Source organism: Undibacterium sp., from assembly GCF_030683615.1.
In the GTDB taxonomy this organism is placed as follows: Bacteria; Pseudomonadota; Gammaproteobacteria; order Burkholderiales; family Burkholderiaceae_D; genus Undibacterium; species Undibacterium umbellatum.
On the sequence record NZ_JAUXQE010000031.1, the window covers coordinates 1 to 10,464 of the forward strand.

Sequence of the window (10,464 nt, forward strand, 5' to 3'; positions counted from 1 at the left end):
TGGTCGAGCACAGTTGGGCCAGTCCGTTTAATGATGACAAAAAGCTGATTGCGTTTTCTGATTCGGTGCAGGATGCTGCACACCGTGCTGGCTTTTTTGGCGCGCGCACTTACCTCAACAATGTGCGCACCGCTCTGGCCAAAGTGATCGATGAACTGGCCCAGCCCAATCTGAGTTGGACTGATTTTCTGGCACAAGCTGACGCACTGTTTGACACCCCAGGCTCGGTGCTGTACATGACGCCTGAACGCTTGTTGGCGGAGTTCATCGGCCCCAACATGACTTGGCAGCGAGACTGGGCTGAAGAACTGCTCAAGAAAGGTGCCTTGCCCGCATCGAGCCGCTTACCCGCAAAGGTGCGCAAACGGCTGCTGTGGCAAGCTTTTAGTGAATTCACTTACCTGAGCCACCGTGGACGAAATCTGGATCGTATTGGCAAGGCCACTGTGTCAGTGCCACTGGATCGGGTTACCGCAGTGGCCGAAATTTTGTTACCCAGGCTGCATGAGCAATTTGGTGCCAAGGGGTTAAGCCTGCCGGTGCTGACCCAATGGCTTTGGGGTTTGTTGACACATTTGCGCCGCCGTGGTGCCGTGATGCACCCAGAGCTGGTCAACTATGCGGGTGATGGCAATATTTACGCGTTGACCAATACCGGTGGTCGCAGAGAGTGGTTACCCAGCATGGGTGAACGCACTCCCAGGCCGGTTTTTTTGACACTGGGAAAGCAGCGCGACTTTGACAAATTGACCAACACTCAACGGGCCAGCTGGTTTGACCGGTGGGCTGCAGCGGCATTGGGTCGCCAGATGTTGTTGTCGCCAGGACTGGCGGTTGATATTTTTCATGCGGCAACCAAGGTGCTGGAAGACCAAAGCATTTTGGTGCGCACCGCTGACCACCAAGGCGACACCTTGGCGATCAACCCATTGGCTTTGCAGCTGGATACGGAAACGGCCTATCTCGCGACCCCTTTGGGAAAGCGTCGCTTGACAGTGCCAGCCAGCGCGGCTGACGCCTTGCAAGGGATGCCCTGCATTGATGCCACCGATGAGTTTTACGATGACATCTTGCCCACCGGTGGTTGGTTGTCTGATCGGTTCAGCCAGGGTGATTTGCGCCGCGTAATTGCTGCCGAGCACACCGGTTTACTGGAGCGTGAGGAGCGCGAGGCGTTGGAAATTCGCTTCAAGTCAAAGCAGCCGCGTGACTGGTACGAGAACTTGCTGTCAGCCACCCCCACTTTGGAAATGGGTGTCGATATTGGCGATTTATCGTCTGTGCTGCTGTGTTCAGTGCCACCTAACCAAGCCAGCTATCTACAGCGAATGGGTCGTGCAGGTCGCCGTGATGGCAACGCCATGACAACGACCTTGGCCGATGGCAGCAGCCCACACGATTTGTATTTTTTTGAAGAAACGCAGGAAATGTTGTCCGGCGAAGTGGCACCACCTGGTGTCTTTTTGCAGGCGGCGGAGGTGTTGCGCCGCCAATTGTTTGCCTTCTGTATGGACGACTGGGTGAGTGGCATCAGTACGGCCACAGCTTTTCCAGAAAAGACATCCACAGCCATTGATGCGGTAGAGCAAGCCAACCAGGCGCGGTTTCCGTATAACTTTTGCGACTACGTGCTGGCTCATGAGCCCAGGTTGTTTGCTGCCTTTATTGATTTGTTGGGATCAGATGTGGATGCGGTGGTACGCCAACGCCTGCAAGACTTCATGCAGGGACAGGGAGATGCAGATGGCCTGCGGTCGCGCTTGCTGAAGTATTTGCAGGAGCTGGTGGAAGAACGTAAGACCTACAAAAAACGCAAAGATCAGATTGACGTGCTGCGCAAAGCGGCCGAGCAAAGACCGCAAGATGACGCAACACGCGAAGAAATTGACAGTCTGCTGCGCGAACGCGACAAGATGCTGGAGCTGATTGCCGAGATCAACAAGCGGGATTTGCTCAACACGCTGACCGATGCCGGACTGATTCCCAACTATGCGTTTCCTGAAGCAGGTATTGAACTGAAGTCGGTCCTTTGGCGCAAACGCGGATCAGACGAGCAAGGGCAAGGTGCCTATGTGGCATTGCCAGCCATTAAATATGAGCGCCCAGCCAATTCGGCTTTGTCAGAATTTGCCCCGGAAAATCGCTTTTACGCGAACCAAAGGCGCGTGGAGATTGATCAGATCAACATGAATCTGGCCAAGACCGAGAACTGGCGGTTTTGCCCATCGTGCCATCACATGCAAAACCTGGAAGTGGAGGCCGACACGCATGCCGTTTGCCCACGGTGTGGTGATGCCATGTGGGGCGATGCGGCTCAAAAACGCACACTGCTGAGGTTCAGGCAGGCGATTGCCAACAGTGATGACACCAAGGTGCGCATTGATGACAGTGTGGATGACCGTGAGCCCAAGTTTTACGTTCGCCAATTGATGGCAGATTTTGAACCGAAGGACATTCGGGAGGCATGGCAAATCAAAACCGGTGGCTTGCCTTTCGGATTTGAGTTCATATCTCGGGTGACATTCAGAGACGTGAATTTTGGTGAGTTGGTGAAGCCTGGTGAGTCGTTCAAGGTGGCAGACAAAGAGTCGTCACGGCCTGGGTTCAAACTGTGCAGGCATTGCGGCAAGGTCCAAAAGCTACCGAAAAATCGGTTTGAGCCAGTAGGTCAGCATCACAGCTTTGATTGCGTCAAGCATGGCAATGAAGATCCCGCCAACCTGCTGGAATGTCTGTATTTGTACCGCGAATTTGCCTCTGAGGCCCTGCGGATTTTGGTGCCCTATACCAAGTCTGGCGTGGATGAAGAGGTGGTGCAATCTTTTATGGCAGTCCTTCAACTGGGCTTGAAAAAGCGTTTTGGTGGTCGAGTGGACCACTTGCGCCTGGTGACCCAGGATGAGCCCGGCAAGGATGGTGGTCCCAGGCGGCATTTTGTGATGCTGTATGACTCGGTGCCGGGTGGAACGGGCTACCTTCACCAGCTGTTGGCCCAGGATGCTGGCACGCTGACTGATGTGATGCGGATGGCGTTGGAAAGCATCAGCAAATGTTCCTGCAATGAAGATCCCGAGAAAGATGGCTGTTACCGTTGTGTCTACCAGTACCGCCTGGGTCGCAACATGCATCTGGTGTCACGTGACCGGGGCAAAGAGGTGTTGACTGAGTTGGTGGCATCCTTGGACCAGCTTGAAAAAGTAGCCACCATTTCCGATATTTTCATCAACCCGAGTTTTGATTCGGTGCTGGAAAGCCGGTTTATAGAAAGCCTGCGCCGGATGAGCGGTGCCAATGGCTTGCCTCTAGTGAAGTTGGTGCAAGACATCGTCAACGGTAAATCCGGTTTCGTTCTCGAAGTTTCGGGTCAGCGTTATCGTATTGAGCCCCAGTGTAATTTAGGCCCATCTGAAGGGGTTGCGGTGGCCAGCAAGCCGGACTTTGTGATCTGGCCATGGCAGGGTGGGTCTGTTCGCAAGCCCATTGCTGTGTTCTGTGATGGCTGGGCCTATCACCAGCATTCTTTGCGCGAAGATGCCTTAAAGCGTTCGGCTTTGGTCGCCAGCGGTAAATTTTGGGTCTGGTCGGTTACCCATGACGATGTGAAGGCTGCATTGTCTGGTGTTACCGGGACGGATCTTGACTCGCCTCTGGTTACAGCCAATCGCCATGATGGATCCAAGGCCCCACCTACTATGCCTAGAGTTGGCCAGAATGCATTTGCACATCAGTCCGTATTTCAGTTATTGAACTGGTTGGCCAATTCTGTTGCGGTGGCCAGTGAAATTGATGCTGTTGTGGACCAAATGCAGAGCAACGCACTTTGGCTTGGCTTTTTGATGGTCCCGTCCACCTCAGGTGAGTTGCAGCAGGTTCAATTCGATATGGCGGGCTGGATGCAGCAATTGCCAACATGGTTGCAGTCTCCAGGCAAAGGTTTTGCGCCCAGTTTGTCACGCAAGGATTCATATCCAGCGATCGCTTTCTCGTGGCCGCTGGCTTGGGCACAGGGCAAGATGGAGTGTCTGACCAGTCCTGGCGTGCTTGTGCTTGATGATCTGTTAGATCAAACTGAACAAATGCCGCATTTGCACTGGCGCAGATGGCTTGCGCTGTTCAATACGCTGCAAACCTTGCCTGCAATGGTGATGGCAACAACCAGCGGCATCCAGGCTGGTGATTTAGAGATGCTGAAGGCGGCACCAAAGGTGGGTGCATCTGCTGAGTCTCCAGATCAAACGGCTCTATCACAAGAATGGTCGGAGTTGCTGAACTTGACCCTGGATGCGCTGAAATCGGGCTTGCGTGAATTGGCAATTCTGGGCGCACATCCTCCGGTTATCGGGCATGAATTAGCTGATGATCGGGGCACTGTGGTTGCCGAGGCGGAAATGGCGTGGCTTGCCAATCATGTTGTACTTCTCACTTTTGACCAAGCTGACTTGGCAGATGCCTGGGTCACTGCGGGTTGGCAAGTGCTGGTGCTCGATGAGAATACTGCAATGGTCGATGGTGCCGGCTGGCCTGGGGCTGTGGCTTCGAAGCTGGGTATGGCAGGGTTTCATAAATTAAATGAGGACGTGACAACATGAGCTTGAAACCCAAAGTGGCACTGTCTCAGGACTTTCTATTTCAATTGGCCAAGTTGCCATCTGGTGCTCAATCCAAGGTCCTGAAATGGGCGGTGAAATTTCAAGCTGACCCCAAAAGCCCGGGTATCAATTATGAAAAAATCAATGCAGCCCGCGACCCGAACCTGAAGTCTGTCCGTCTTGACTTGGATTGGCGAGGCATTATTTTCAAGCCAGACAGAGGTGATGTGTACGTTTTGCTGCATGTGGATCACCACGATGAAGCCTATCGCTGGGCTGAGCGTCGCAAAATTGCCATCAATCCAGTGACCGGAGCGATGCAAATTGTTTTTCTGGAAGAGGTGGCAGCACCACCTAGAGTTGATCCGACTGAAACAAGCGCGCCGATTGCGTCTGCTGTGAAGCTCACTGGAGTTTCATCACAGCAGGTATTAGCCACAATCAAGCCTCCACTCTTTGCGACCCTTTCCGATCGTCAGCTGATGAGCATCGGTGTGCCAGAGGATTGGATTGGTCGAGTGCAGGGAATTCAAACGGAGGATGAGTTGGATGGTCTGCAGGCCAGTTTGCCGGTGGAGGCATATGAGGGCCTTTTCTTGGTGGCGGCAGGAGACACGATTGATCAGGTCTTGACATCACGCGAAACCCGTATTGATCGTGCCATCGACACCACTGACTTCATAACTGCTTTAACCACCCCGGAATCGCAGTCCCGGTTCGTGATCGTTGATGACGATGAAGCGATGTTGGCCATCATGAATGCCCCTTTGGCCCAATGGCGCATTTTTTTGCACCCTACGCAACATAAATTGGCCGGCGGTGACCGCAGTGGCCCGGTGCGGATTTTGGGTGGTGCTGGCACCGGTAAAACGGTGGTGGCCATGCACCGTGCGAAGTGGCTGGCTGAAAACCGGACACCGGATGGCAAAAAAGTTCTGTTCACCACGTTTACCAAAAACCTCGCACTGGACATCGAAGACAACTTGAAAACACTGTGCTCACCCAACACGATGGCCAAGATTGAAGTGCGCAACCTCGACGCATGGGTTCATGGGTTCATGCGTTCGCGCAAGCTGGAGCACAAAATTGTTTACGACCGAAGTCAGGACGGTGCCTTGCAAGCTTGGCAATCCGCATTGGCCGTAAAAGATGCATCCATTGATTTGCCAACAACTTTTTATGAGCAGGAATTTGAGCAGGTGATCTTGGCACAGGGTGTCACAACGCGCGATGAATACCGGGCTGCTCGCAGAACCGGTCGAGGTGTGATTCTGAGTCGGGCCAAACGAGATGCGATCTGGCCCGTTTTTGAAGAGTACCGAGGTCAGTTGACCTCCCGCAAGCTCAAGGAGGTGGACGATGCTTACAGAGACATTGCAAACGTTCTGCAGCAGGAATCCGAAAGCCAAACCCCGGCATTGCCATACAGCGCAATTGTGATTGATGAAACACAAGATTTCGGACCGCAGGCGTTGAAACTGTTGCGCGCAATGATGCCGCGTGAATCGAATGATTTGTTTTTTGTAGGTGATGGACATCAACGCATTTACAGTCGCCACCGCGCCGCCATGAGCAAATGTGGAATTGACATTCGAGGTCGATCTCGCAAGCTGTACCTGAATTACCGTACCACCGATGAAATTCGCCGACTCGCGGTGGCAATGCTTGAGGGATGTGACGTAGATGACCTGGATGAAGGACATGATGAAACGCGCCGCTATAAGTCACTGTCGCATGGACCAGTTCCTGGAGTCGTCGATGTTGAAAGCATAGAGGCTGCAATCACACTTGCCATTGACAGCGCCAAATCATGGCAAAGGCAGGATGAACAAGGGCGTTCAGGCAGTACCTGCGTGATTGCCAGTAACCGGTCGTTGCGTGAGGCTTTTGCCAAGCAGTTTGCGGCAGCTGGATTCAAAACCTCGGTGATTGATGCGAACCAAAATGTAGGCAGAGAGGCTACTTGCATTCACTTTGCGACCATGCACCGAGCCAAAGGACTAGAGTTTGACCGCGTGATAGTGGTTGCACCGGCCTCATTCTTTGGGAATCCACTGGACACTGATAGCCAACGAAAGTTGATTTACGTTGCTTTGACGCGGGCCAAGTGCGACGCCCTGATGCTGAAAATCTAGTTTCAGGTTGATAAATAAAACATGTCTTGGTCAATATCCTCGGCTTCTCGGTGTCCCATAAAGTCGGCGAAAGCCAGACGCGATAGATGTCAATAGAAATTGCATCAGATTCATGCCGATAAACGAATTTGTGCATTCACACCTGGATCTCTTGGCAAATCAGACGCTACAAGTTGAATAGCCGGGAATGAATCTGGTCGCGAACCTTGAAGTGACCTGTAAAACCACATGCCAAATCCAAGAAATTGTTTGTAGTCGCTCACATGGATGGGGACCGCCTTGAGGGGCATGATTGAAAGTGTCTCTGAAGTCGTCCAAGGTGCAATGGTTCCACCGTTCTTAATGAGCTCATGAGCGTTCATCAAAATGGCATGTGCATCATTGACTTCCATCCCCATGATCAAGAGTTCAGGATGCTGATATTGGTAGTACAGACCAATCGTATAAAAAAATTGAGGAGTATCTTTTTCTGCACGGATGGCAACGACGTGAAAGTCATAGGTATGCACATTGGAAATTATTTTTATTTCATATTTTTCTTTCCCAATTGGGAGTGTGAAATCCCTGATTTTTCTGCCTCCCTGATCGTCATGTGAACCGTGACATAAGCAATTTTTTTGAGTATTGATTATTTTTCTCATATTCTTGATTTTTAAAAATGGCAGTTGTATAGGCAAGTGGTATCTCAGAGTGAAGCCAAGCTTTATATTGAAAGAAGCCAGAGTGCTGCCATTCACGTCTTTGTCGGTAGTGGATGCCATGGTTGGTTAAACAACATGCAGGGGCTAGCCGCCAAAGTCAAATGGCTCTGGAGTGGTAGCCAGCTGATGAGCTAACGCCCGAGCATCGCGAACTGAATCACGAGGCCTACCCGCATTGCTCTTCCTCTTAGGTGGACCTCCAGTGCTAAAAACCCTGTCTTTCTCTCCCAGTTTGACCTTTAGATACTGCTCAGTCTTGGTAAGGTAACGAATCACATAGTTAAATAAATTAGATCGTAGTCCTGCATCCATTTCTGATTCCGCATTGATCATCCCAATTCCTAAGTGGGCATATTTCTTCTTAGAAGCGTTGCAGTTGAAATACGATCCAGTTCCTGCGGTAATGACATTGCTCCAGTATTCTCCAATCTGATTTCCAAGATAAGTATCTTTATGGACGCGCGAACCCAGGAAAAATAAAATTAGATGGTAGTGAAAACCTTTCTTGCCCCCATATTCAAGTTTAGAAATATACCCAACCATGTGTTCAAAAATTTTGTTGTGCCTTCGGTTATTAAACAACTTATTAAAATCATTTCTTACCTGCTCAATAGTTACTGTGCTTTGAATAATGCCATCTTTATCGGCTGTAGCGTAATACCCTAAATCCAATCTAATCACCAGTAATCTTGAGTGGACCGAAAACAACTCTTTCACGTACTCAGTGAGTCGCTTTTGCATTCTGACTGAGTTTGATTTTCGATTGCTTAATTTCTTTCTGAACGTCTCCGTTTTTGATTTGACCCGAATGAGTGTGATGAGGTCGTTGTAAAGTTCGGCCTCATGCCTCTTGTTAGCGTTGTAAAAGAATTCAGGTTTGTTAAATTGGTTTGGTGAGAGTTCTAGCTCCTTGCAGCACTCCAAGAAAAGAGTGACATTTTCACTGTAAATGTAAACATCATCGTAACTATACACAGTGCTGATGTATGATTTTATATTGGTAAAATAGATACTTAATTTTTCGGCTTTGAAAATTACTGACTGTACTCCGCCATTTGATGAAACTTCTTTTCGCGTGTATCCAATGTGATTGGTTGATCTGATCAGTTCGACAAATTTTTCGATCGGACTGAGAGTTGGTGTATTGTCGAGGTTTATGGTTGTGTTGATCTTCTCGTCGATCTTTATTTTAAACACTGCTGCTTGGTGGACAATATCCTTGTAGATACGATTGGATGTTAGATCATCGAGGTCTTCAATTATTCCTTGCGTAGTCATAGGGTGTTAAATATAAATTTAATTTGTGTTGTATGAATGTATGATGATGGTGTGGTGTTGTTTTATTTCGATAATATTTAATTTTAGATTGCTATATTAGTATTTTATATTAGCAATTAATTTTTAATAACAATTATTTATTTAAATTAGTAATAACATTTATATCCAATATAAGAATGATTTTTGAAATTAAACTTCATTAAGGCGTTTTTAGTATTTGCAATGTGCTTTCTTTGTAATATTTTTTTCATGACTGAAGATATTCGTGTGCGGAGTTATGAAGCTGAATGGGTACATTTTTTGGGGCGGCGTGGTTCATTGAAATCAATTTTTGATTGGTCAATCACCGGTCAACATAAATTGGTAATTTTGAGTAGATGAAATTTATGCCTATTTTTTCGAGAGTGTCGTGTGTCACGGCGATTCAATTCTTTCGCTAGACCTGAGTCAGCTTTTAAACAGTAGCAGGGCACTACCTGTCGCTCGCATGTAGCGAGCAGAAAGGGGTGCGGTGCTGTTTAGATTTCCATCGGGTCTGAATAGTGCGATCTAATACCTTGCGTGCCTCCTTGGCCATTCGCCATCTCTAAAACGCTGTGTGTCAGACTCGTCATTTCCTTTACAACTGCCATAACACTTGGATCGTTGATAAATTTTTCACCAATTGGAATGAGAACATTGCCACGAAGACTCGATCCCGTAAACCGTCCGATGCCACCAGTTTCTTCACGCCAGTAATTCGCAAGCGATTCTTGTATAGATTCATCACCGTCGCCATTGGTATCATCTAGAAAAATTAAAATGTCAAAGCAGAGGCGATCTCGATAAAAATAGTTTATCTTCCAGGCACTATCAATATAGGAATGAGACCACGATCCGCTTGTGAAAGACTTTATCATCGACTCAATAACACCAATTGTTTTTTTATAATCTACATGTGGATTATCGCTGTGGGTTGGTACGTCAGGGTGATAATCATGCGAAATAAAATTGGCAAAAAATAAGGAAAATTTGGTTCTTTTTTGGTATATTGATGTGGTCTGGTTGAGTAGATTGGTGTAGTTGATGGACTCGCGTTTCTGGAGGTCTGCTATTTTTTCTTGCATGTCCGGATCATTAACCTCATATCGAATTTTTTCTACGCAATTGTTCAGCACCTCAACCCATCTTAAAAGCTCAGAGTTTGTCATATATTTAAGTTCTAGTGGAAATTTTTCCAATTCGAACAACTCTATGATTTTCAGTGTGATTTTTACATAAGGATTTCTTTCGGTTTGGTAGCTAATTTGTTTGTTAGTCACCAGTGGATTTAACAAGGTGTTTATTAAGTATGCACCTGAAAAAGATGCATGCAGTGCTATCTTTTTTATACGCCTATCCTGATTCGCAGAAAAATGAGCTCCGGCATCAATAATTAAGCATTTTGTGAAATACTCGATATGTTGTCGATATTCGTTCGGATCAGTGAATAATTCTGCTGGCGCTTTCCAATCCGTTTCGACGTAATACGGATACCTGTTGATGCTTCTCATAATTTACGGCCTCCTGGTTTTGCTGTATGACGGGAAGTGACTTGTAACTGCAACCAACCGTCCAACTCATTTGAAATCCACCCAACGGCGCGCCCACTTGCACCGAGTCGAATCTGTGATGGAAACGATGGGTCATGCCGTTTTGAGTCCGGGTCCAGGCGGTCGTACACCGCAGAGCGTGACAGCCCGGTTCTGCTTAGGACATCTTTGAGGCGGATGACAACGACAG

The 10,464-nt window shown here is 48.5% G+C and carries 6 protein-coding genes; 2 read left to right on the plus strand and 4 right to left on the minus strand.

The genetic code is table 11. The features are described from left to right. Together Q8K39_RS16030 and Q8K39_RS16035 are read left to right on the plus strand one after the other, a co-directional pair. Positions 1 to 4,589, plus strand: a 4,589-nt coding sequence (locus Q8K39_RS16030; RefSeq protein WP_305261742.1) for a Zn-binding domain-containing protein, incomplete at its 5' end; no start/stop codon positions are given. Continuing rightward, on the plus strand, positions 4,586 to 6,724 hold the full coding sequence (locus Q8K39_RS16035) for a UvrD-helicase domain-containing protein (RefSeq protein ID WP_305261744.1): 2,139 nt from the start codon (positions 4,586 to 4,588) through the stop codon (positions 6,722 to 6,724). The genes Q8K39_RS16030 and Q8K39_RS16035, both read left to right, overlap by 4 nt. Before the next feature lie 110 nt (positions 6,725 to 6,834). On the opposite strand, the gene Q8K39_RS16040 is transcribed toward Q8K39_RS16035, so the two are convergent. The 4 genes from Q8K39_RS16040 to Q8K39_RS16055 all read right to left on the minus strand — a co-directional run bounded on the left by Q8K39_RS16040 (position 6,835) and on the right by Q8K39_RS16055 (position 10,453). Continuing rightward, a complete protein-coding gene (locus Q8K39_RS16040) occupies positions 6,835 to 7,485 on the minus strand; it encodes a DUF4262 domain-containing protein (protein ID WP_305261746.1) in 651 nt (216 codons plus the stop codon). A 24-nt stretch (positions 7,486 to 7,509) separates the two neighbouring features. Then, positions 7,510 to 8,703 (minus strand): inovirus-type Gp2 protein, encoded by a 1,194-nt coding sequence (locus Q8K39_RS16045; RefSeq protein ID WP_305261748.1) that lies wholly within the window; start codon positions 8,701 to 8,703, stop codon positions 7,510 to 7,512. A gap of 518 nt (positions 8,704 to 9,221) precedes the next feature. After that, entirely contained in the window at positions 9,222 to 10,235 is a 1,014-nt protein-coding gene (locus Q8K39_RS16050) for a hypothetical protein (RefSeq protein ID WP_305261750.1), read from the minus strand. Continuing rightward, positions 10,232 to 10,453: an AlpA family transcriptional regulator gene (locus tag Q8K39_RS16055; protein WP_305261752.1), complete on the minus strand. Its 222-nt coding sequence runs from the start codon at positions 10,451 to 10,453 to the stop codon at positions 10,232 to 10,234. The genes Q8K39_RS16050 and Q8K39_RS16055 overlap by 4 nt, the downstream gene beginning before the upstream one ends. Positions 10,454 to 10,464: the final 11 nt, after the last annotated feature.